Raw genomic sequence first — 24,027 nt, forward strand, 5'->3', positions numbered from 1 at the left:
AAATTGTGTTAAATTTTAACATGAAGCACAAAAAAATCAATTGTCATCTATAGTCAATGTCCCATCTTGAGAATCAAAGTTTCCAGCACTATTCAAACGAATTTGCAAACTCACATTATTTTTTGAGTCGGCATACTTGATCGCATTTTCCATGGAAATCGCACCACTGCGATAGAGTTTTAATAAAGCCTGATCGAATGTCTGCATCCCTTGCTCTGTGCTGCGCTCCATGGCCTCCTTGATGTCATCGATTTTGCCTTTTTCGATTAAATCAGCGACGTAAGGGGTGTTTAATAAGAGTTCCACTGCTGCCATACGTTGATTGTTGACTCCAGGAACCAGTCGCAATGAAATAATTGCACGCAGATTAAGGGACAAATCCATCAATACTTGTTTTCTTGCATCTTCCGGGAAAAAGTTAATAATCCGGTCCATCGTTTGATACGCATTGTTGGCATGCAGCGTTGAAATACATAAATGCCCTGTTTCCGCATAAGCTATAGCCTGTTTCATGGTGCTGCGTTCACGTACCTCGCCAATTAAAATCACGTCTGGCGCTTCGCGCATTGCATTGACTAAAGCGTTATCATAGCTCATGGTATCAATACCCACTTCTCGTTGATCGACGATGGATTTTTTATGTTGATGAATAAATTCTATAGGGTCTTCAATGGTTAAAATATGCCCGCTTTGGTTTTCATTGCGGTAATCGATCATGGCGGCCAAAGTAGTTGATTTACCCGAGCCAGTAGCCCCTACGACAAGTACCAATCCACGCAACTCCATAACAATTGATTTTAAAATGGGAGGCAAATTTAATTGTTCCATTGAAGGGATCTTACTCTGGATATAGCGCACCACCATAGAAATATCGCCGCGTTGGCGAAACAAGTTAATCCTGAAGCGTCCAACTTGAGGAATGGAAAGCCCCATGTTCAGCTCCATAGTGGCCTCGAATTCTTTGCGCTGATCATCATTCATCAGTGACAAAACAATTTCCGCCATTTGTTGTGTTTTGAGAGGGGTCTGACCTACCGGTGAAATAATTCCTTCAACTTTAATATGAGGCGGTGCACCCACACTAAAAAACAAGTCCGAAGCACCTCGATCAACCATTAATTTAAAAAAAGGAGTTATGTCCATATATCACCTAGTCTAATTTAAAATATTGTAGCCTTGGTGAAGGCGCAACCATAACCCGGGTTTTCCGAGGCATATCAACCTCTTAATCCCAGGTTCTGCTGCACCCAGGCTACAAACTACAACATTTTAACTAATTACTAAATCATGTACTTTTCGATGTTCCATTTCAGTCTGACACTTTGTTAAAAAAGATGCCTTGGCATTTTTTGCTGCCTCATGATGCGCTGGCATTAACTCAACTATGTCAAATAAACGAGTCAAAAATTGTCTCTGTTCATCACTAGTATATTGTTTAGTATATTCTATAGGTTTCTTTTTGGCTGCAAGAGGTTTCGCTTTTACGCTCTTCTCATCCGAACTCTTCTCATCCAACTCACTGGCTAGCTGAGGACTTAAGTCCAGCATTTCCTGAAAATAATTCGTATAATAAGGAGCCATTGCCAACCGTTCTGCCCCATCGCTCTTCCCAGTGGTTGCATGCCAACGCTCCGCTGCATCCATGAATTTCTTCATATTTCTAGGATCTAAAAACTGAGAATAACGAACCACCCCGGCTGGAAATTCTTTTCCTAAATGATTTCTTACTTCAAACCCTTTTTCTTTTAGATAGCCCAGAAATCCTGTTTCAAAATTCGCAATACCTTTCGCTTGCGGATGAGTCACCATATCCAAAGCAAGAATACGCTCATCGAGTGCTTGCGTACTGGTTGGAGATAATCCCCCACTCGTACCTTTCAAATAGCGAACGTAAATCGCATAAGTGACCGGATACTCTCCTTTTTTCGCGGCACTTTTTATCTGGTTTTCTATTTGCTTTAAAATTGCCTCTAAATGCTCTCCTGCCTTGTCATCTTTTACAGGGATAAAATAATCCACATCACGCATTTCTTTAGGAAAAGCAACTTGGGGATGAGTAATATGGTTTTCAAAATCAACGATAGGATTTGTACCACGTCCTTCAATCGATTCAGCAGCCGCAATTAACATGAACTCGGGTAATAAACTACTTAATTCTGAATTAACCAAGAAATTCAGCAAATCCGACCCCAGTCTTAACTCCATTTCTTGCACCAGAGAGGTCAGTGAGGGGGAATAAGTCGCCTTAGTGGATTGGGTTGGTTTATCTGTAGTAAAGTTCCACATACGCACTTGCCACTGGTGAATGAGCTCAGAACTGGCAGAGCTTGGCATTCCCATAACACTCACATATTGATTGTTTTTTAATATGTCCCCTAGTTTGCCCTTCATTTCTTCAGTGTTATGAAATACTGCTACCGTTTCACGTAAATTAAAAGCCTGCACTGCACGTATCTTAACGCTCAGAATAACTCCTAAAAACCCGCTGTTTGCCGCACGCAAGGTTTCAAAATCAGGGTTGTCGGGAGTCAGTTCACGAATGTTCCCATCCACATCACATATTGTGATTGATTCAACCAGACCACTCACAGCCGGTTCATCACGACCTGTTCCATGCCCACCAGGGATGAATAATCCTATAAGACTCGCCCAGCTCAGCATACTAAGTGTCGATGAAGATAAATTATTTTTCCGTAAAAAATCTGCGTAGTCAGCAATTTGCATTCCTGCGTTGACCTCAACCAGCTTGGCTGGGAGTTGATGAATCGGATTGTCTGGATTAATCCATGCAGGTTTTGTATTAAGTGACCCTAACACTTTTGCTTTATGAAATTTCTTTTTAAAGCGAATGATAATGTCTGTGCCTTCACTTTGAGGTGAAGCACGCCCACCGACGACTTCCGAAAAAGAGAAACTGCCAGCATATTCTTTTTCCTGAACTTGAGACCAAGGAAATAAACAGCAACCTACACTCGCCTGATCATCCCAGCCCGCACTCGCCCTTAAGGTGATTTTATTCTTTGGATTCCGATCTCCATTCAGCTTTTTTACTTCTTTCATGATTAATTGAACTTGTTGTTCATTGTCTACATCAACAACCACCGCAGCAGGATTCTTCACATTGCCCATATAGTTCGACCAACCTTGGGTGTGAGAAATTTTGTTGCGGGTTAACATATCCATAAAGTCACGTTTTAGCTTGGTGGGAAAAGTCATTATTACTCCTATTGTTGGATTCAATACGATAAAAACAATGTCTTAAACGCTTAAAATGTTACAACGGACTGCTTGGTAGCCTGGGTGAAGGTACAACCGTAACCCGAGAAATTGATAAGAAACCCGGGCTACGCTAGGCGGCACCCAGGCTAGAGACTTACATTTTATCCAAAACTTCACGCAAATATTTAACAGGTTCAATAACCATTGACGCATCGTGTTGTTGCTTGGGAGCATTAGCAAAAGGCACTATAGCCCGTTTAAATCCATGCTTTGCAGCTTCCTTTAAACGCTCCTGCCCACTTTGCACGGGTCTGATTTCACCAGCAAGGCCAACTTCACCAAAAATAATGGTTTCCCTGTCAAAAATCCGATTACGCAAACTGGACACTACCGCAGCTAACAATGCAAGATCCGAGCCAGTTTCCGTGACTTTCACCCCCCCAACGACATTGATGAAAATATCTTGATCGTAGGTGGCAATTCCTCCATGCCGATGTAAAACCGCCAATAAAATGGCTAGCCGATTGGATTCAAGCCCTACAGTCACCCGCTTGGATTGCTGCCCATGTGCTTCATCAACCAAAGCTTGTACTTCAACTAACATGGGACGGGAGCCCTCCCAAGTCACCATCACGGCACTCCCAGAAGTGGGTTCTGGCTGACGCGACAAAAAGATCGCCGAAGGATTGGCGACCTCTTTTAATCCTTTGTCAGTCATCGCAAATACACCCAATTCATTGACTGCACCAAAACGATTTTTAATGGCGCGAATTACCCTGAAACGGCTATCACTTTGGCCTTCAAAATATAAAACACTATCTACCATATGCTCTAAAACTCGTGGCCCAGCTAAAGCGCCCTCTTTCGTGACATGGCCAACCAAGAACACTGCAGTTTGCGTCAATTTAGCAAAACGAACTAATTGCGCCGCCGATTCACGCACTTGGCTTACCCCTCCTGGAGCAGAACTTATAGTCTCGGTAAAAATAGTTTGAATGGAATCGATCACTATCACTTTAGGATTTTCTTTTTGTGCTTGTGCAATAATAGATTCAACCTGTGTTTCCGCTAGAAGCCTTAACCCTGCTAAAGGTAATCCCAGTCGTTTGGCACGCATGGCGACTTGCTGTAAAGACTCTTCACCCGTGACATATAAAACAGTTTCCTGCATGGAAAGATTAGCCAAGGTTTGCAATAACAAAGTGGATTTACCAATACCTGGATCCCCACCAATAAGAACCACCGAACCATAAACCAAACCACCGCCAAGGACGCGGTTGAGCTCTGATAAACCGCAATCCATACGTACTTCTTTATCCATAACGACATCTTCTACTGCCGTGATTACAGAGCGTTGATTAGCCCAAGAACCACTGCGTGAACTACGATTGGCAGCAACACCTTCTTCGGCAATCGAATTCCATGCACCACATTGTGTGCATTGTCCGGCCCATTGTTTAAAAATTGCGGCACATTGATTGCACACAAATTGGGTTTTAGTTTTCATGCTTATTCCATCAGATTCTGTTGCAATTAATATACACGATTTATCTTATTGTATCTTCATAATACGTAGCCTGGGTGCAGCGTAGCAGAACCCGGGTTACGGCTTCACCTTCACCCAGGCTACAGCCAATTCCAATAAAATTAATTCACCTACATTGAATCCTGAGAACAACTCAGTATAATCAGTACATTTTGAACAATCAGGACAAAATCTATGAGCCAGGGCATGCATTTTGAACAATCGATCACGGAGCTAGAAGAAATTGTCAGGCAACTAGAAAAAGGAGAACTTTCTTTGGAAGACTCCCTGAAACAATTTGAAAAAGGGATTAGCTTGGCCAGATGTTGTCAGGATGTGTTACAAAAGGCTGAGCAAAAAATAGAAACATTAACCTCTGCTGGACCCAGCTCGGATGAACAATTAAGTGATAAGTAACTACATAAAACGGCATGAAGAATTTCTTAGTGAACTCATCAATGAATCCTCTGTACCTGCGACAACGATACGTTCTGCAATAAATTATTCTCTATTCCCCGGTGGGAAGAGGATCCGCCCCATCCTGGTCTATTTAACCGGAAGTTTGCTTAATCTGGATCTAAAGGTTCTGGATGTTATTGCTGCAGCTATAGAATTAACGCATTGCTATTCGTTAATTCATGACGATCTGCCCGCGATGGACAATGATGATTTTCGTCGTGGCAAAGCGAGTTGCCATAAGGCCTTTGATGAAGCAACTGCGATTTTAGTTGGTGATGGCATGCAAGCTTTAGCCATTGAAGTATTATTAACCAATCTTTCACCTCTACTGCAGGCTAAGCAAGTGATTGCGATCACGCTGGAACTGGTTAAGGCCAGCGGCATCAGCGGAATGGTGAGTGGACAAAGCCTAGATTTATCTGAATTAGCCAAATCATCTACTAATGAAGAGCAGCTTAGAGAAATTCACTACCTCAAAACAGGACGGCTTATTTTAGCATGCGTTGAAATGGTTCTGAATGCCCACCCGTCAGTACCCGAAGCCTATCAAGTCGCTTTGCGCACTTATGCCAGCCATCTTGGCATAGTGTTCCAAATGCAAGATGATTATTTAGACCGCTATGCGCCCACCGAGGTTTTGGGCAAAGGACGCTCCTCTGATTTGGCCAATCAAAAAACTACGTTTGCCGCTCTATATTCTCAACATAAATTAGAAGAGGAAATCAGAAACCATTATCAAATTGCGCTTGATGCATTAAAACTATTTGATCAAAAAGCTTCTGCACTGATTGAGTTAACCAAGAAATTACAAGAGCGCACAACCACACCATAGATATGTAGCCAGGGTGTGCAGCAATTGTAGGCTGCAACGAACGTATAAAACGTATAATCAGAGCATCATTGCTGGGCTTTCAGCCCAGCCTACGTTTCAACTACACTTCACTCTTGCGTCTGACTATCTGTGAAATGGGAATCATCGTCTCTATCCCTTGTTCTGTTTTTCTTTGCTCTCCCTTCCAGGCATGCCCATATACCACTTCATAAGTCAGCGGATATTTTCCTTTATCAGTTTGCAAAGTAGAATAATTTTGCTCGAATTGTCTCCAGGCAGTCTTTCCCGTTAGTCCCTGATTTCTTTGAGGATTAATGTTTTTTACCCCCTGAGCTTTTAAAGCCTGTAATAGCTTAGGTAGCGTCTGGTAATGTACTGCCAGCAATTCCATATCAATAACTGGCTCTAAGAAATGTTCAGACATCAAACAGTCACCTACATCATGCATGTCAGCAAATTCATTCACATGAGCGTAATGATTCACCCCAGTCCATGCGTGTTTCAACTCTTTAAATGTATCAGGGCCCAAGGTAGTAAACATCAAGCAACCATTGGCTTTCATGACTCGATTCAACTCACGAAAAACGGGGATCAAAGCCCCCCCCCAGTGAATCACTTGATTGGCGAAAATCAAATCAAACGTACCTGCAGCAAAAGGCATGTTGCGCATATCCGCAGCGACTAAAGGCCATTTTCGCCGCCAACTTTGTTTTTTTTGTGCCTGAACCAACATAAATTGCGCCAAATCCAAACCTACAACTTGCGCCTTTGGATAAATTTTAGTCAGCTCAGAAGAAAAGAAACCTGGTCCACATCCAAGGTCGAGAATACGTTGCGGTTTCATATTCAAATACTGTAAACGCTCTAATAAGCGTACCCCAATTTCTTGTTGTACTTTGGCAGCAAATTCATATTCAGTGGCATGTCGATTAAATGCCTTGTTAATTTCGTAGATAACAGCCATTATAAAACCAGGAAAAATTAAAGGAATCCAACACTTGTGCGCCAGAAAATATGGAGTTTAACACAAAGTTTGCGTTTGTACTCAATGTGTACTTTATGCAATCAATTTCATAACAATAAAATGGCAGTTTGCGTCCATTGTATTGAATTTATGCCTCAGTTAGGCCCTGCATGCACTCATTGTGCTTATCCTTTACCTGATAAACATCTACATATCTGTGGTCATTGTATTAAAAAAACACCTTATTTCGACCGCGCATTCATTCATTACATCTTCGAAGAGCCGTTACGTAGTCTTTTGCATCAGTTTAAATATCATGATGGGCTGTATCTCAGTTCTTTTTTAAGCCATTTAATTGTTAAGTCCTTGCCAAACGATGAGAATTTACCTCAATGTTTAATTCCAGTCCCTATGCATCCGCAACGCATCAAATCACGTGGATTCAACCAAGCAGCAGTTCTCGTTCGTTGCTTAGCAAAAGAATTACGACTGCCTTATGACTTAACTAGTTGCCAGAAAATTCGTAATACCGAACCACAAGCAAGCCTTGATGGAGAACAAAGACAAAAAAATTTGCGTCATGCCTTCACGACTAAAAAACTTCCGTGGCGTCATGTAGCGATTATTGATGATCTCTTAACGACAGGCAGCACAGCAAATGAACTGGCACTCACTTTAAAAAAATCTGGCGTGCAACAAGTGGATGTCTGGTGTTGTGCACGAGCAGTGGGGAACGTGTAAATATGTAGCCTGGGTGCAGGCGAAGCCGTAACCCGGGTCATGGGAGCTGAAGCCCTGGGTTCCGCTATGTTGTACCCAGGCTACATCAATTTAGATTCTCTGTAGATCATTCATCAATAAGTGAACCAAGAGTACACAGAACACAATAACTATCAGGCGATGTAATAAAACTTCCATGGGCACAGAGACCGGTTTACCGCGAATTTTTTCAATAACTGCATAAAGAATCGAACCACCATCCAATCCAGGAATGGGGAAAAGGTTAATCACTGCTACTGCAAGGCTCAAGCTACCGATGAAGAATAAAAAGACAGCTATTCCTTGCGTCAATGACACGACAGAGGCTGCAAAAATACCTATAGGTCCTAACAATACGGAAAAAGGGATCACGCCCATAAATAATTGCTTCAAGATCATCATAAAAAAATAAATCATATTGCTGATGAATGCATTAGTTTGATGTATCGCATCTAAAAGTGATACGGCGCGTAGTTTGTTCTTAGCTGCAGCTAAATTGGGTTGAATACCCAGCTGAGTTAATAAGGATTTTTTCACTTTATGAAAATGTTCATGACTTAAATCAAGCATGATTATTGATTCTTTGCCATCAGCGCGGGTCAGGGTAACAGGAATGTCTTTTTTCCCCCAAAGGATAACCAAACGCATCCCTACATCATTCCATGTTGGGGTAGCAGCACCATCAATGGAGATGAATTTATCTCCCGGCTGCATTCCTGCTTGGGCTGCAGCACTATTTGGAAGGACTTCTTTAATTTCCGGCAAAGTGTACGTTAGACCAATGCTGTACACTAAAATAAATAGAAACCAGGCAACAATTAAATTAGCAGCAGCCCCAGCCAATAAGATGAGAATACGCTGCCAAATCGGTTTTTTATCAAAACATCCTGAATAATGTGCGGGTTCTACAGGGCTAATACGTGTATTTTCCAGTTGAACATACCCTCCTAAAGGAAAAAATGCCCACACCCATTCACAACCGCCGCGGCTTTGCCAGCGCAATAAGGGTTTACCAAAACCTATGGATATCTTTTTAATTTTTACTGAAAAAATGCGTGCTACTAATGCATGCCCCCCTTCATGAATACCTACTACCAAAATTAGTGTCAGTATTATGGCGATAATTGCCAAAAACATAAGTTACTCCTTCACCGAGGGCGTGTGTTATCTACGATCAATTGTAATACTGGTGTTCCTTTTCTACCACCTAATTCATAACCTTTACGATATACCTCAAAAATTCGATACGTTTGATTCGATTCGCTATCCACTAATTCAACATCATCGCCTTGTTCATCAATTAAGGTCACCGTTAAATGAATTTCGCGAAATCCAGCGATATGATATCGTTCTCTAAATAATTCTAATACACGCGCCAAACTTTGTGCTGCTTCTTCGCCACTGTGCTCACCCTGTAGGATTATGTCCATGATCGACTCCCCATAGCTTGGGATTTTGTATAAAACCCTCTACTCTTGTTAGCGACCAAATAAAAATGTACTTTAATTTTACAGATGATTTTTTTTGTTGCATGCAGCCAACTTGCCAAATTAAATGTTGGGCTTTGGCCCAAGCTACGTCAATTCAGCAGAAGTAGTTGGATGAAGCCCGACTACAAAACGTTCTACTTGAGTCAGAATAAATAAATAAAACAGTCTACACTACAAATTTAATGACTAATCGTTTACAATCCCACGATTAACTTAACAATTCATATTCAAATAATTCATATTCTATGGTGTTTGTTGCTTGCGGACTAAATCATAAAACTGCTCCAATAAACGTGCGTGAAAAAGTCGCTTTATCTCCTGCTACCCAAGATTCCGTGCTTCATCACTTGTTGTCTCTTCCTGAAGTAAGTGAAGCAGCTATTTTATCTACCTGTAATCGCACAGAAATTTATTGTGATACTCAAGATCCACAGGTCATTAAGCACTGGCTTGCCAAAGAACACCAGTTATCCTCAGACTCATTGTCCCCATTTATTTACATGCATAAAGGACATCAGGCAGTCAAACATCTGTTACGTGTTGCCAGTGGTTTGGATTCTATGATGATTGGCGAACCGCAAATCCTTGGACAAATGAAACAAGCATACCAACATGCTTGCAATCTTGGTGCAATACAGACAGAGTTACGCCCTATTTTTGAATATGTGTTTAGTGCGTCAAAGCGTGTACGCACTCAAAGTGGTATTGGGACAAATCCCGTTTCAGTTGCCTATGCAGCAACACAATTAATAGGGCAACTGTTTACAAATTATAAATTGCTCAATGTTTTTTTAATTGGCTCAGGGGAAACTGCTTCATTAGTTGCCAAATACTTACGCCAACAAGGTGTTGAGCGTTTTATGATAGCAAGTAGAACATTGGAAAATGCAGAGAAACTTGCCAGCTCGTTTAATGGAAAAACTATTCCACTCACCAACATTGCTGAATACCTGCCACAAGCAGACGTTATTGTTTCTGCAACAAACTGCCCAATCCACTTCATTAATAAAGACTTGGTTGAACAGGCATTAAAGCAAAGAGAGCATGCGCCTATGTTCTTTTTGGATTTATCAGTTCCCAGAGATGTTGAAGACGACATCAAAGAATTAGAACAAGTACACCTTTATAATATCGATGATTTACAAACCATGATCGATAAAGGAATGGAAGAACGACGTCATGCTGCATTACATGCAGAGCGATTAGTCGATGAAGAGTTAAGTAAGTACATCCGTAAGCATCGTTCGCTTAAGGCCAAAAAAGTCATCTGTGATTACCGCAGTCAAATGCAAGACTTGGCACAAAAAGAGCTGCAACGCGCCTTAAAAAAACTTTCCGCCGGGCAATGTCAGCACGTCGTTTTAAATGAGTTTAGTGAACGTCTGGTTAACAAACTCACTCATAATCCTACTGCAGGCTTACGACAAATCGCTAAAGATGGTCGCGAAGATTTGTTTACTTTAGCCCAATATCTTTTTAATACAACAACACATCAATCATCCTATGAAGAAATCTCTTGAACTCAAACTGCAGCAAATGCTGGAGCGATATCAGGAAGTGGGTCGCTTATTATCGGAAGCTTCCGTAATTGCCGATCAGAATCAATTTAAAACGCTTTCTAAAGAATACGCACAACTCGAACCTGTCGCGACGTGTTATGAAACATACCTTGAAGCCCAAAATAATTTATCCTCACTGCACGAATTGCTTGAAAGTGATGATAAAGAATTAGCATCAATGGCGTCAGAAGAATTAGAAGGCGCCCAAAAGCAAGTGGAAGAACTTGACGAACAGCTCCAATGGCATTTGATTCCCAAAGATCCAGATGATGAACGTAACGTTTATCTCGAAATTAGGGCAGGAACCGGCGGTGATGAAGCCGCAATTTTTGCCGGGGATCTGTATCGTATGTACAGTCGATATGCAGAAGATCAGAGTTGGCAACAAGAGTTAATCAGCGCCAATCATGGTGAACATGGTGGCTATAAAGAAATTATCGTGCGTATTAGCGGACACTCAGTTTATTCACAACTCAAATTTGAATCCGGCGCACATAGAGTGCAACGTGTCCCTGAGACTGAATCACAAGGGCGTGTTCATACCTCTGCATGTACTGTTGCGATTATGCCAGAGGTTGATGAAATTGATGACATCCAAATTAATCCTGATGATTTACGCGTTGACACCTACCGCTCTTCAGGTGCCGGAGGCCAGCATGTCAATAAAACCGATTCGGCGATACGCATCACCCATATCCCTACTGGCGTCGTAGTGGAATGTCAAGATGAACGCTCTCAGCACAAAAACCGTGCCAAGGCAATGTCATTGCTTAAAACCCGCTTACTGGACGCCGAACAAAGCAAGCAGAAAAAAGAACAAGCGCAAACTCGTAAATCACTGGTGGGTACTGGCGATCGTTCCGAACGCATTCGTACCTATAACTACCCACAGGGTCGACTGACTGATCACCGGATTAATTTGACGATCTATCAACTCGGTGATGTGATGGAAGGTAATTTAACCTTGGTTATCGAACCATTAAAACGTGAGTATCATGCTGAATTGCTCGCAGAGCTGGGGCGCAATGACTAGTATTCGTACAGTTCTGGGAAAAACTCCAGATCTGGAAACAGAGATTTTACTTTGCCATGTCCTCAACAAAACCAGGGCCTATCTCTTTGCACATCCGGAGCAACTATTAACGCCATCACAGTGGGAGAGCTTTCAAAACTTAATGGCTCAAAGAGCTCAAGGTACTCCCATTGCCTATCTCATCGGAGAACGTGAATTCTGGTCGCTTAATTTAAAAGTCAACCAGCATACATTAATTCCACGGCATGAAACCGAGCGATTGGTTGAGCTGGCCCTAGAGCTTATTCCCAATCAACCGGATACCTATGTTCTTGAATTAGGTACAGGCAGCGGAGCAATTGCTTTGGCACTTGCGAAAGAAAGACCCCATTGGCACATTGTTGCTGGGGATATCAGTGAAGAAGCCTTAAATGTTGCAAAAGAAAATGCGCAAACCCATAAAATACAGAATGTAAACTTTTATCTATCCAACTGGTTTAATAATATTCCGCACCGACAATATCATGCGCTGGTTACTAATCCTCCTTATATTGCAGAACACGATCCACACTTACAACAAGGTGATCTACGTTTTGAACCACAAAATGCTTTAGTGAGTAGTCAAGAAGGCTTAGGTGATCTACAATGTATTATTAAACAAGGCCATGAGTATCTTTTGCCTGGTGGCTTGATCTTACTAGAACATGGGTATGATCAAAAATTAAAAGTACAAGCTATACTTAATGAATTACGGTATAAAAACGTAATGTGTTGGCAAGACATTCAGGGAAATGACAGAGTAAGTGGGGGTTGGCGATAATTTTATTGATGATACAATAGTTTTTTGGTATACCTAACCGCTTTCTGTAAACCTAGGTGGTACGAGTTGGGTACGGAGGCTAAAATGACCGAACAATTAATTGAAAAAAACAATGAGAGACAACACAACGTGAAAAACGACGCAATAGGTAGTATGGGTATCACCCCCTACAAGGAAACCCCAGGTGAAGAATATATGAATGAAAAGCAGTTAGCACATATTGAAAAAATATTGCTGGCTTGGCGTCAATCATTGATGGAAGAAGTTGACCGAACGGTTACGCACATGAAGGATGAAGCAGCTAATTTCCCTGATCCTTCAGACAGAGCAAGCCAAGAGGAAGAATTCAGTATCGAATTGCGTACTCGTGATCGTGAACGTAAACTGATTAAGAAAATTGAAGATGCGTTAGAACGTTTGCGAAATGAAGATTTTGGTTATTGTGAAGCATGCGGTATTGAAATCGGCCTCAAACGTTTGGAAGCACGACCTACTGCCACTTTATGTATCGATTGTAAAACGTTGTCTGAGATTAAAGAAAAACAAAATCAAGGCTCCTAAATCCCAATTTACCTCTTCCGCTCGTCGGAAGAGGTCTTTTCTAAATCCTCTCTTATTTTCAAACATAGCCTGGGTGCAGCAAAGCGGAACCCGGGTTAAAAAATCTATTCATATCATCAGAAGAAAACCTGGGTTCCGCTTTGCTGCACCCAGGCCACACTTAACTACAACTCATGGATATACTTTTTAAATCACACCTTCAATTTGCTGTAAATGACGAATGACTGAGCCCTTATTTTTTTCGAAAACCTCAGTTGCATTCTTAATCATTTGCTGGCGAAATGCTGGATCGGTATGTAGCTTAATAATTCCATCAACCACTTCATTTGCATGCTGTACTAATAAAATACCCTGGGCTATCTGTAAATCATTACAAATGGCTTTAAAATTATGGACCTGGCTGCCGCTTAATACCGGTACATGCATCGCAATAGGCTCTAATACATTATGTCCACCAACAGGAACCAAGCTACCACCTACGAAAGCATAATCGCTGATTTGATATAACCCTAAAAGCTCTCCCAAACTGTCTAATACCACAATTTCATTTTCTGAACTTAAGGTATTTGCATCAGAGCGCAAGCCAGTCTTAAAACCTGATTGAATGCATAATTGAAATACGCTTTGAAAACGTTCTGGATGACGTGGCGCTATTAATAAAATCACACCTGGAATTGCTTGTTGCAAGCGTTTTAAGTGGGATAAAATCTGTGCTTCTTCGTTTTCATGAGTACTTGCTGCAATCACCGCAACTCGTTCTGTGCCCCAATGACTCTTTAAATCACTAAAACGTTTGCTGTCGATTGTATTGGTTTGCAAATCAAATTTCATATTTCCCAAAACATGTACAATCTCTTTTCTTGCGCCTAATGTAATATAACGTCGCGCATCCTCGTCTCCTTGCGCCAAAATTGCAGAGAATTGATTGAGAATCGGTTTAATTAGAAACTTAATTTTTTTATAGCCATTCAATGAATCATCGGATATCCGTGCATTGGCCAGCAGTAATGGGACTTTTGCTGCTCGTGCCTGATAAATTAAATTCGGCCATAGCTCAGTCTCCATAATCACCCCAACCCGTGGCTGAATTTTTTTAAAAAAGCGCTTAAGTATCCCGGGAAGATCATAAGGGAGATATTGATGAGTGACCTTGTTACCAAAACGTGCCTGTACTCGCTCAGAACCAGTTGGTGTCATGGTGGTCACCAATAAAGACCAGTTTTTTTCCAACATGGCATCAATCAATGGGATAGCAGCAATAACCTCTCCCAAAGATACAGCGTGAATCCAAACGTCAACCGGTTTATACTCATGTTTACTAAGAAAAAAACGTTCTGATATACGTTCCCTGTAAGCAGGTAAGCTTCTCCCTTTCCACCATAAGCGAACGAGAATAAAAGGAGTAAGCAAATACATCAAAAAAGAGTAAAAAAATCGCATATAAAACCAAACCCAAAAGGCGACAGTATATACTTAAAATGTGGTATAAAGCGATAAAATCAGTTAATGGACTTATTTAAGGAATCATTTTAATGTCTCTGCGAGACTTCTTTATCATATCAACTTGGTGGGGAAAGATTATTGGCGCCTGCTGTGGCTATTTAATCAGCGGACCGACAGGGGCAATATTCGGTCTCTTGGTAGGTAATTTTTTTGATCGTGGTTTATCCCACTATTTTTCTAATCCCCATTGGTTGTATTACGCCGAAAAACGTAAGATAACCCAAAAAACCTTTTTCGAGGCCACCTTTTCCATCATGGGGCATTTAGCCAAAGCAGATGGACGCGTTACTGAGAAAGAGCTGGAGATGGCACGTTTATTCATGAACGAAATGCGCTTGAATAGCGAACAGAAAACACTGGCAAAACATTTGTTTAATGAAGGGAAACAATCCCAATTCAATCTAGATGCAATGCTTGAACAATTAAAAATAGCCTGCAAGGATAACCGAGATTTATTAAGGTTATTTATCGACATTCAATATCGAGCTGCGCAAGCAGATGGACTTGATACAAAAAAAATTCAAATGCTGGATAAGATTTTTTCCAAACTTGGATTTGCACCGCTGCACAATCAATTTCGCTTTTATGAGGATTTTGGAACGAGTTATTCGGAACCACAAGATGATGCCACGCAGCAATCACAACAGTCCTATTCGTCATCACATTCGTATTCGTCCTACAGTCGACACAACTATCAACCGACTAAAACAAATATAGATTATGCTTATGCTCTTTTGGAAGTACCGTTGAGTGCCAGCAAACAAGACGTAAAAAAAGCATATCGACGTCTATTAAGCCGCAATCATCCCGACAAATTAATTGCACAAGGTTTACCGCAAGAAATGATTAAAATAGCAAATGAAAAAACTCAGAAAATTGTGAAAGCTTATGAATTAATTTGCTCAAGTAAGGGATGGTAACCACTGCCCTTTTTTAAATAAGTGACACATTGTGAATGCACATCATTGAAGATTTTCAATTAACTGCTCATCGATATGGAACAAATTGCCTGGCAGCAGATAATGCTGATAAATATATTTTAAAAAACTCAATCGAAGCGCATCGTTGTATTGCCAGGTATCAATGTCCGTTATACAAGAAATAAGAGATTGAATTGTTACAATGCAAGATTTTTATCTAAATAGTTTGTTATAAATAAATACTCAATTTTAATCGATCACAAGCGGCTGCTCAAAATATCCGTTCCAATCAGACTCTTCATTTTTTGCAACTTGCTCCTGGAAAAAAGCTGAGATTGGCGCAAGATAGGAGTACATAACTGGTGGAGGTTTAGGTTGAAACTCCGGAAGCTTTACCATCCAACCATGAATAAATGAAAAAAGTAGTTGTCGTGAATATTCATAATCATGGTGAGCACCAGGTATCTCTATAGCCAAATAATTATCTTTATTCGCGCCAAATTCCTTTTTTCTGGCTGCCATGTCTTGTTTAATCACATCATAATCAAACTGACCGACGATATCAAAAATGGGCATTTTCAACTCGGGCTTCTTATCTGTAGACGCAGGAATATTGTATGCAGATAACAGAATCAAGCCTTCGATTTCGGGTACAGGAGGCTTACCTAAGTAATCAAACGTTTGTTTTAATTGCTCTCCATAATGCAAAAGCACAACACGTACATTTTTTTGTTTTCGTAGCGTATTAATCACTTCAGGGAATTGTTTGATCCAAGGTACAGTCACACCGCTGTCGTTATTAAGTAAGACAACCTGCCAACCATTTTGAGCCAACTGCTCAGCCAAATCATTTAACAAGGCAGTAGATTGTGCTTGCACACCACCATTAACTAGGAGTACAGCCCCATATTTTTCTTTTTTTGCAGGCCAATAGGGTAAATCAATGTTCTTACCATCAACCTTGATTTCGAGTTTATCGGCATAAGCAACTGAAAATAACAAAAACAATATCAAAACTATCCTTGTAATGTATTTCATATCATCCTAATAAGTTGATTCTGAGTAATTAAAGTAAGCTGTAGGCTGGGTGCAGCGTAACCCAGGAGTAATGCAGTTGCACCAATCCCGGGTTACGGCTTACGCCTGCACCCAGGCTACATTGATAGATACTGCGTCATTAATCTAAAAGCTCAATACCCGCTTGATCCAACATTTCTCTGGCTCTGTCCCCAAGAATCTTATGAGCCAATGCAGTGGGATGTACTAAATCAAAAAACAAATAACCAGTACATCCATCCTGAGTTGTATTAGGTTTGACTGATGCCACCATTTTTAAAACGGATGTTTTAGTAATGTCTTCAACTACTGAATTAACACAAGTACTAGTTAAATTGGTAAAGCCATAATCTTGTGGATGAGACAACACTTCTTCAAAAGCTTGATGCAAATCATAATGTAGCCATTCTACATCAGGATACTTTTGTTTTAATTCATCAACCGCTTTACTCAATAAGTTATTATGTTCTTTAGCAAAATAAGTCATTTCATTGATAGAACCAAATTCAATTGCTGCAGGAGTTCGACCTAAATCCGGCAAATTAACCACCAAAATATGCTTCGCGCCTTTTTCTACTAAACGCTCCATACTGTGAATAATTCCTAGCTGCACATCGTGTAATGTTTTTTCAACTTCTGAAGGAAATGCAAGATAATTATTCGAGCCTATCCATATAACAAAAAGACTGTCTGCACTTGCTTTATCATGATGCTCTAATAAATAACTGCTCACTTCTCTTCTTAAAGTAAACAATACATCGTCTGCTCCATCTTCCTCAGATACACCTGCACCACCATAAGCATAATCTAATAAATGAGCTGCCGGATCATTAGGAAAATAAGAAGCGATGACATGTTCAATCCAAACAGGTCCATTAGAAAAACGACCCTCATGGTAAGGAGGAGATGGAGGTAATTGATATTTCATAAATTTATACAAATTACCGTTATCAGACAAACTATCCCCAAATACAACTATATTATGAAGAGGTGTAGCCCAAACAATCCCAGAGAATAAAAAAGCCCCTATAGTTGCTAACAGTTTCATGAATACCCTTAAGTTCTAATCCTAAAAAAAGCAGCGACATTTTTTATTAAAAAATGGCTACCGCACTGAATTTTGAAGAGTTTATCTGGTTATTTTAAAAACAAAAGCCTTCCGCATTATAGTATGAAAGATCCTTTATAAGCAATTTTTTTACGCAAGCTTATTTTTCATATTTTTTTCATATTTATCAATAAGTTAAATATATGTAAACTTGCTTTTAAAACAACGCCATAATGCAAATATGCCCATTTCATGGACAAAAAAGTGGCTTTGAGGTTATCCGATTGCACCCCAAGCAAAAGATATTTATATTAATATTTTTTGCCAGGGAGGCTCAAACAATGACTTTTGAACAAAATTTTATCCTTAAATGCCTTAATTTTATGGAGCAAATCCTTTCGGATGAGGGAGAATTAAATGCAGCGATTCGTCATTTTGCCAAAAATCAAGTAAATAACCCGCGCTATCAACTGAACTCGAAAATTACTGAAGCATCGCAATGGAATGAACATGACAAGCTATGCGTCAGCGCCTCTTTTTTTGAAGCAATTGCACGTACCTCTTTATCTTTTTACGCAGAAAATGAAGAGCGAGCACATGAAATCAGTAAAGCTACTGCAGTATTTCAGGAACAGTATTTACCAGTCATGACCGAAAAAACCAATCCCAATCACCGGCTTGATTCAGTAAAGGAAACGATTATACGCATGAAAACAGAGCTGAAAAATAAAATAGACGCTGAAAATCCATACGCCTTTTTTACCCCTGTCACCGCAGGATTGGTTGTGATGGCTGCCGTTGCAACAACAGCAGCATTGTTTGCTTACAAAGCATAGAAACTTGGAGCCGGGATTCGTGTAGAAATAACCGCAGGCTGGACTGTTAAGCCCAGCATGTAATGTGCTGCAGTATTTCTTTCTTAGGACGATAGATAAGTTTACTTGTCAACTGGACTTATAGTGCTGAGTTTCCTGGTAGAAATTTTAGAGAGCAAGAATTAATTTACAACCGCTGGGCTTAACAGCCCAGCCTACACTTGCTATTTTTGTCAACGAGTTCGCTAACATGTATGGGGATGATGGGGCCAGACTGCATGGCCCCTCGTGTTTTATTGAGCACTACTAATTAAGGTAATGTTTAGCTGACGTCCACAGACCCAAGCTTTAGTTAAATCACTCATTACCTCTTTTGTCATGCCTTTAGGTAAACGCACCGTTGAATGGTCGTCATGAATTTTAAGGCCAGTAATATGTTTACTTTGCAAACCCGCTTCATTCGCAATGGCGCCAACAATATTGCCTGGTTTCACACCGTGAATCTTACCTATATCGATGCGAAATAAATCCTGTCCTACAAAATCATCATTGGCTTTTTTACGTCCGTCACGGTCACGAAGCCCTTTCTTCTCAGAGAAACCTCTTCGTTCGTCAACTCGAGAACGTTCGAATTTACCGTCTCGCTCCGCCCGGCCTTCTTTAGCTGGACGTGGTGATTTAGGTAGTGCTTGCTCTTTTTGCCAAGGCAAGTCTTTGTTTAACATCAAAGCAAGTGTTGCCGCAACATCTACTGCAGAAACATCATGTTCTTTTATGTACTCTTCGACAATTCGTTTGTATGAAGGCAAGTTTGCGTGCTCTAAACGTGAGGTGATGTTTGCCATGAAACGTTGTTGTCGTACAACTTGAATCATATGGTCATTAGGCACAGTCACTTTGGCGATACGTTGACGTGTATGTCGTTCAATACTGCTAATTAAACGTGACTCCTTAGGAGTTACAAATAAAACAGCTACCCCAGAACGTCCCGCCCTACCTGTTCTTCCAATACGGTGAACATAAGTTTCATTATCATGCGGTAAATCATAGTTAATCACATGAGTCACTCGTTCTACATCCAGACCGCGGGCAGCAACATCTGTTGCCACCAGGATGTCAATAGCTCCTTGTCTGAATTGGGCAATAATACGCTCGCGTAATGCTTGAGTAATATCACCATGAATCGCCATAGCGCGTAGCCCTTGTTGCTGCAAGACTTCCGCAACTTCCTCAGTACTGCTTTTAGTACGCACAAATACAATCACGCCCTGATATTCTTCTACAGCCAGTACCCGCAATAACGCATCAGGTTTTTGATGACCAGAAGCAAATAAAAAGCGCTGCTCAATACTTTTTACTGTAGCTGTTTCCCCACGTATTTCGATAGATGCAGGGTTATGCAAATAAGTATTGGCAATTTGTCGTATACGATGAGGCATGGTTGCTGAAAACAAACCGATTTGCTTCTCTTCAGGCAATTTTGCCATGATGGTTTCAATGTCTTCAATAAAACCCATACGCAACATTTCATCTGCTTCATCAAGGATGAAGGTACGTAAATTGTCTAACTGCAAAGTACGTCTCTCGATATGGTCCAAAATACGACCAGGAGTTCCTACTACAACCTGAGCGCCTGCCTTTAATTGCTTTAATTGACGACCGTAATCTTGCCCACCACATAAAACAGCAACCGAAGTACCTCGTTGCTTAGCGCTTAATAATTCAAATTGCTCAGCAACCTGAATCGCTAATTCACGAGTAGGAGCCAAAATTAAAGCTTGAGTGCCTTGTACATTAGGCGATAAATTTTGCAATATAGGCAAAGCAAAAGCAGCCGTTTTTCCTGTTCCTGTTTGCGCTAATGCAATCGCATCTCGCCCTTCCATCAATAAAGGAATTGTCTGTACTTGAATTGGAGAAGGCGTGGTAAACTTCATATCCTCTAGTGCCTTGTTTAAAGCATCTGAAAAATTAAAGGACGCGAAGCTTGTTATTTCTTGAGACATAAAAATCCTGATAGATTACAACATAACCTACGAAAGGTTAAGTGATATAAAAATTGGACAGTATAATAACAAAATAAACAAAATAATGCACGATATTTATGAAATTATCAAAGGACACCCGCGTAATCGGGGAATTTATAGCCTGGGTGTGGCGCAGCGTAACCCGGTTTTTTTGGATCTGAATGAATTTTTCAAATCCCGGGTTACGCTGCGCTGGACCCAGGCTACAATAAAAGGGTTTTCATCAAATCAAAGCCGCCAAACGACATGCCTGATCAATCGCATGGCGCGCATCCAGTTCTAAAGCTTTATAAGCCCCACCCACTAAATGTACTGCTTTGCCTGCATCTTTTAACGGAATGAATAATTCAGACAATTCGACTTGTCCAGCACAAATTACCACATTATCTACGGAGAGCACCTGAGGCTTTTCATCGATATGTACATGCAGACCTTCATCATCAATTGCATCATACTGTACCCCAGAAATCATTTTGACTTGTTTATGCTTTAAACTGGAGCGATGAATCCACCCTGTTGTTTTGCCCAAGCGTTTGCCCATTTTTTCTTTTTTACGTTGTAACAAATAGACTTCGCGCGGGCTTGGAGTAATTTCAGGCGGTTTAATTCCTCCACGAAATTTTCCATAAATATCAATACCCCATTCGTTGTAAAACTGTTCTTTAGGGACTGGGTGTTGGTGCGTTAAAAATTCAGCCACATCAAAACCAATCCCACCAGCACCAATAATTGCTACGCGTTGACCTACTTCTTTTTTGCCCGTAATCACATCGATGTAGCTCGCTACTTTCGGATGATCAATCCCATGAATCATAGGAATGCGGGGTTTAATTCCACTGGCTAAAACAATCTCATCAAAATCGTGTAATTGCTCCACCGTTGCCTGGGTATTTAAACGAATAGTCACCTTAAATTTCTGTAGCTGATAATTAAAATAGTCTAGCGTGTGTTGAAAAATTTCCTTGCCAGGAATTCGTTTCGCCAAATTAAATTGTCCGCCTATTTGCTCATTTTTTTCAAATAAGGTCACTTGATGCCCGCGCTCTGCGGCGACTGCCGCAAAAGCAAGTCCCGCAGGCCCCGATCCCACAACGGCAATGGACTTGGGTTTTGCCGTAACCTCATAAATCAATTCCGTTTCGTTACATGCACGCGGATTCACTAAGCACGAAGCAGTTTTATTTACAAAAACCCGGTCAAGACATGCCTGATTGCAGGCAATACACACGTTAATCGCTTCGCTTTCACCTTTTTTAGCTTTCTCAGCAAATAATGGATCGGCCAAAAAGGGTCTGGCCATCGACACCATATCCGCTACCCCCGACTCGATTAATTCGTTGGCTATTTCAGGTGTATTGATACGATTTGAGGTGATTACAGGAATTTTAACTTCCGGCTTTAAATGTTGTGTGAGATGAGTAAATGCTGCTGTAGGAACCATAGTCGCTATAGTTGGAATTCGCGCTTCATGCCAACCAATGCCGGTATTAATGAGCGTAGCCCCCGCCTCTTCTATCGCTTTAGCAAGAATCACTACTTCATCCCAACTGCTGCCATCCGCAATCAAATCAAGCATGGACAAACGAAAAATGATAATAAATTTCTCGCCAACTGCTTCACGCACACTACGAACTATCTCAATAGGAAAACGGATACGATTTTCATAACTACCTCCCCATTCATCCTGACGCTGGTTGGTGTGCGTGACGATAAACTGGTTAAGTAAATATCCTTCACTCCCCATGATTTCAATACCATCGTAACCCGCCAACTGAGCAAGGCGCGCACAACGCGCGAAGTGTTTAATGGTTTTTTTAATACGATGTTGACTCATGACCCAAGGTTTAAAAGGACTAATAGGTGATTTGATACCACTGGGCGCAACAATAAAAGGATGATAACCATAACGGCCTGCATGCAGCGCTTGCAAAATAATTTTGCCTCCCGCCTCATGCACTGTATGGGTGATTAATTCATGGCGATGTTGTTCTTTACTGTTCGTCAATTTGGCGGCAAAAGGAGCTAAACGCCCAGCGCGATCCGGTGCAAAGCCACCTGTTGTGATTAATCCAACGCCACCAAGCGCTCGTTCTCGATAAAATTGTGCCAAACGATTTAAACTGTCCTTATCCTCTTCGAGGCCAGTGTGCATAGATCCCATTAACAAACGATTTTTTAATTGGGTAAAACCTAAGTCTAAAGGCTGAAATAAAGCTTTAAATGGAGTGTTATCAATTCTCAATTCCATGAGTTTTCTCACAAAGGGACATCAAAACGAAAAGTAAAAGTATAACTCCTGTTTGCATCTTTTCACAGAGAGAATAAACAAGAAACTTGTAGTCTGCGCTGCTAAACCCAGCATGTAACAATGGGCTGAAGTAGTTTTTTCTTAGAAAATCATAGAGAAGATACGTGTCAATTGGGCTTCATAATGGAATTGTGGAGAGTACGAATTAATTCACAGACGCAGGGTTTAACAGCCCAGTCTACACTTGCCATGACGATCAAGGTTCAGAATCTAACTATAGGCTCAATTAGAAATAGAAAGCTGTTTTTTATGAGCACGAACTGGACGTACCTGGAAGTGATTGGCAATAAAAGCACCTAATAAAGTAATACTGCATCCCACAAGTGAGTATACCGAAGGTTGTTCATCTAACAAAAGAACGCCCATTAGGGTCGATACGATGGGAAGCGCATAAAGCGTGATGGATGCACTCGAAGCAGATAAATATTTTAACGCATAACCCCATGCTAAATAAGCAAGTGCTGCAGGGAAAATACCCATGTAAATAACGGCTGCTGTCGTTTGCATGTCTGCAATGCGAATTTGCTGGAGCATGTCAGGCAAAAATATGGCTAATAGTAAAGTGCCACCCCACATAACCCAAGCAATGATTGCAACAGGATGATAGACGCTCACAAATTGCTTTTGGATAATTGTTAAGATCGCCCCCATTAATGCAGAAACCAAAATGGCCATAATCCCTTGTTGCATTCCTGGCTCTGAACTCTCGCCAATCGCCAATAAAGCCAGACCCAAGATACTAATAAAGATGCCAAACCAAACACCAAGAGTCAGTTTTTCACGTAAAAAAATCAGCGATAAAAGTACGGTCAATACCGGCATTAAACCAATAACAAAACTGGCTACACCTGCAGAGACACTCAACTCGCCATAATTCAAACAAATATTATAAATGCCTATACCAGCCATCCCAGCAAGAAGCAATTGAACACGATCCTTCCACACCACGCGTTTTTTAATACCCAAACTGTAGTAGATGACGAACATACACAATGACGCAACGATAAATCGTAAAAGAGCAAGCGCTCCAGGAGTATAGCCGACTAAACCAATGCGTATCCCAACGAATGCTGAAGCCCAAAAGACAATGGCAATAATAATGACACAGCTTACTTTGAAAGACTGCATATTGCACACCTGTTTTGCGGAA

General features: G+C 40.9%; 21 protein-coding genes. 9 read left to right on the forward strand and 12 right to left on the reverse strand.

Translation table 11 applies throughout. The features are described from left to right. Nucleotides 1-36 precede the first annotated feature (36 nt). From BGO44_RS00715 to radA, 3 genes are all read right to left on the reverse strand, one after another. Nucleotides 37-1,143 carry a PilT/PilU family type 4a pilus ATPase gene (locus BGO44_RS00715; protein WP_058511860.1) on the reverse strand — a complete coding sequence of 369 codons (1,107 nt, stop codon included), beginning with the start codon at nt 1,141-1,143 and terminating at the stop codon, nt 37-39. Nucleotides 1,144-1,269: 126 nt separating this feature from the next. Then, entirely contained in the window at nt 1,270-3,216 is a 1,947-nt protein-coding gene (locus BGO44_RS00720) for an FAD-binding oxidoreductase (protein WP_273197629.1), read from the reverse strand. Nucleotides 3,217-3,373: 157 nt separating this feature from the next. Continuing rightward, nucleotides 3,374-4,726 carry a DNA repair protein RadA gene (radA, locus tag BGO44_RS00725; protein ID WP_058511858.1) on the reverse strand — a complete coding sequence of 451 codons (1,353 nt, stop codon included), beginning with the start codon at nt 4,724-4,726 and terminating at the stop codon, nt 3,374-3,376. Between the two features lie 213 nt (nt 4,727-4,939). Here radA and BGO44_RS00730 point away from each other — a divergent pair, with 213 nt between their 5' ends. Next, complete coding sequence (locus tag BGO44_RS00730; RefSeq protein WP_273197631.1) at nt 4,940-5,161, forward strand: exodeoxyribonuclease VII small subunit; 222 nt, start codon at nt 4,940-4,942, stop codon at nt 5,159-5,161. Beyond that, nucleotides 5,151-6,035 carry a polyprenyl synthetase family protein gene (locus BGO44_RS00735; protein ID WP_273197633.1) on the forward strand — a complete coding sequence of 295 codons (885 nt, stop codon included), beginning with the start codon at nt 5,151-5,153 and terminating at the stop codon, nt 6,033-6,035. The genes BGO44_RS00730 and BGO44_RS00735 overlap by 11 nt, the downstream gene beginning before the upstream one ends. Before the next feature lie 100 nt (nt 6,036-6,135). On the opposite strand, the gene bioC is transcribed toward BGO44_RS00735, so the two are convergent. Then, nucleotides 6,136-6,999, reverse strand: a complete 864-nt coding sequence (bioC, locus tag BGO44_RS00740; RefSeq protein ID WP_273197634.1) for a malonyl-ACP O-methyltransferase BioC — start codon at nt 6,997-6,999, stop codon at nt 6,136-6,138. A gap of 36 nt (nt 7,000-7,035) precedes the next feature. Here bioC and BGO44_RS00745 point away from each other — a divergent pair, with 36 nt between their 5' ends. Then, a complete protein-coding gene (locus tag BGO44_RS00745) occupies nt 7,036-7,740 on the forward strand; it encodes a ComF family protein (RefSeq protein ID WP_353743522.1) in 705 nt (234 codons plus the stop codon). 90 nt (nt 7,741-7,830) lie between these two features. Here BGO44_RS00745 and BGO44_RS00750 read toward each other — a convergent pair whose 3' ends face one another. Beyond that, nucleotides 7,831-8,895, reverse strand: a complete 1,065-nt coding sequence (locus BGO44_RS00750) for a M50 family metallopeptidase (protein ID WP_058511854.1) — start codon at nt 8,893-8,895, stop codon at nt 7,831-7,833. A gap of 11 nt (nt 8,896-8,906) precedes the next feature. Continuing rightward, nucleotides 8,907-9,188: a hypothetical protein gene (locus BGO44_RS00755; RefSeq protein ID WP_273197637.1), complete on the reverse strand. Its 282-nt coding sequence runs from the start codon at nt 9,186-9,188 to the stop codon at nt 8,907-8,909. Between the two features lie 305 nt (nt 9,189-9,493). Here BGO44_RS00755 and hemA point away from each other — a divergent pair, with 305 nt between their 5' ends. From hemA to dksA, 4 genes are all read left to right on the forward strand, one after another. After that, complete coding sequence (gene hemA / locus BGO44_RS00760; protein WP_273197640.1) at nt 9,494-10,768, forward strand: glutamyl-tRNA reductase; 1,275 nt, start codon at nt 9,494-9,496, stop codon at nt 10,766-10,768. Further along, a complete protein-coding gene (gene prfA / locus BGO44_RS00765) occupies nt 10,752-11,840 on the forward strand; it encodes a peptide chain release factor 1 (RefSeq protein WP_058511851.1) in 1,089 nt (362 codons plus the stop codon). The genes hemA and prfA overlap by 17 nt, the downstream gene beginning before the upstream one ends. Further along, nucleotides 11,833-12,639 (forward strand): peptide chain release factor N(5)-glutamine methyltransferase, encoded by an 807-nt coding sequence (prmC, locus tag BGO44_RS00770; RefSeq protein WP_273197643.1) that lies wholly within the window; start codon nt 11,833-11,835, stop codon nt 12,637-12,639. The genes prfA and prmC overlap by 8 nt, the downstream gene beginning before the upstream one ends. An 84-nt stretch (nt 12,640-12,723) precedes the next feature. Then, nucleotides 12,724-13,200 (forward strand): RNA polymerase-binding protein DksA, encoded by a 477-nt coding sequence (gene dksA / locus BGO44_RS00775; RefSeq protein WP_058511849.1) that lies wholly within the window; start codon nt 12,724-12,726, stop codon nt 13,198-13,200. A gap of 186 nt (nt 13,201-13,386) precedes the next feature. On the opposite strand, the gene waaA is transcribed toward dksA, so the two are convergent. Beyond that, on the reverse strand, nt 13,387-14,640 hold the full coding sequence (waaA, locus tag BGO44_RS00780; RefSeq protein WP_273197645.1) for a lipid IV(A) 3-deoxy-D-manno-octulosonic acid transferase: 1,254 nt from the start codon (nt 14,638-14,640) through the stop codon (nt 13,387-13,389). A gap of 92 nt (nt 14,641-14,732) precedes the next feature. Here waaA and djlA point away from each other — a divergent pair, with 92 nt between their 5' ends. Then, nucleotides 14,733-15,623, forward strand: coding sequence for a co-chaperone DjlA (gene djlA, locus BGO44_RS00785; protein WP_058511847.1), 891 nt, complete (start codon nt 14,733-14,735; stop codon nt 15,621-15,623). A gap of 249 nt (nt 15,624-15,872) precedes the next feature. On the opposite strand, the gene BGO44_RS00790 is transcribed toward djlA, so the two are convergent. After that, nucleotides 15,873-16,661 carry an alpha/beta fold hydrolase gene (locus BGO44_RS00790; protein WP_273197649.1) on the reverse strand — a complete coding sequence of 263 codons (789 nt, stop codon included), beginning with the start codon at nt 16,659-16,661 and terminating at the stop codon, nt 15,873-15,875. A gap of 139 nt (nt 16,662-16,800) precedes the next feature. Then, nucleotides 16,801-17,727, reverse strand: coding sequence for a GDSL family lysophospholipase PlaA (gene plaA / locus BGO44_RS00795; RefSeq protein ID WP_273197651.1), 927 nt, complete (start codon nt 17,725-17,727; stop codon nt 16,801-16,803). A 341-nt stretch (nt 17,728-18,068) separates the two neighbouring features. Here plaA and BGO44_RS00800 point away from each other — a divergent pair, with 341 nt between their 5' ends. Continuing rightward, on the forward strand, nt 18,069-18,563 hold the full coding sequence (locus BGO44_RS00800) for a hypothetical protein (protein WP_273197653.1): 495 nt from the start codon (nt 18,069-18,071) through the stop codon (nt 18,561-18,563). A 272-nt stretch (nt 18,564-18,835) separates the two neighbouring features. On the opposite strand, the gene BGO44_RS00805 is transcribed toward BGO44_RS00800, so the two are convergent. The 3 genes from BGO44_RS00805 to BGO44_RS00815 form a co-directional block, all read right to left on the reverse strand. Next, nucleotides 18,836-20,548: a DEAD/DEAH box helicase gene (locus tag BGO44_RS00805; RefSeq protein ID WP_058511843.1), complete on the reverse strand. Its 1,713-nt coding sequence runs from the start codon at nt 20,546-20,548 to the stop codon at nt 18,836-18,838. Nucleotides 20,549-20,792: 244 nt separating this feature from the next. Beyond that, the gene (locus BGO44_RS00810) at nt 20,793-22,817 is read right to left on the reverse strand and encodes an NADPH-dependent 2,4-dienoyl-CoA reductase (protein WP_273197655.1); all 2,025 of its coding nucleotides are present in this window, start codon (nt 22,815-22,817) and stop codon (nt 20,793-20,795) included. 282 nt (nt 22,818-23,099) lie between these two features. Then, complete coding sequence (locus BGO44_RS00815; protein WP_273197657.1) at nt 23,100-24,005, reverse strand: DMT family transporter; 906 nt, start codon at nt 24,003-24,005, stop codon at nt 23,100-23,102. Nucleotides 24,006-24,027 lie beyond the last annotated feature (22 nt).

This window comes from Legionella sp. 39-23, from assembly GCF_001897665.1.
GTDB classification, from domain to species: domain Bacteria; phylum Pseudomonadota; class Gammaproteobacteria; order Legionellales; family Legionellaceae; genus Legionella; species Legionella steelei.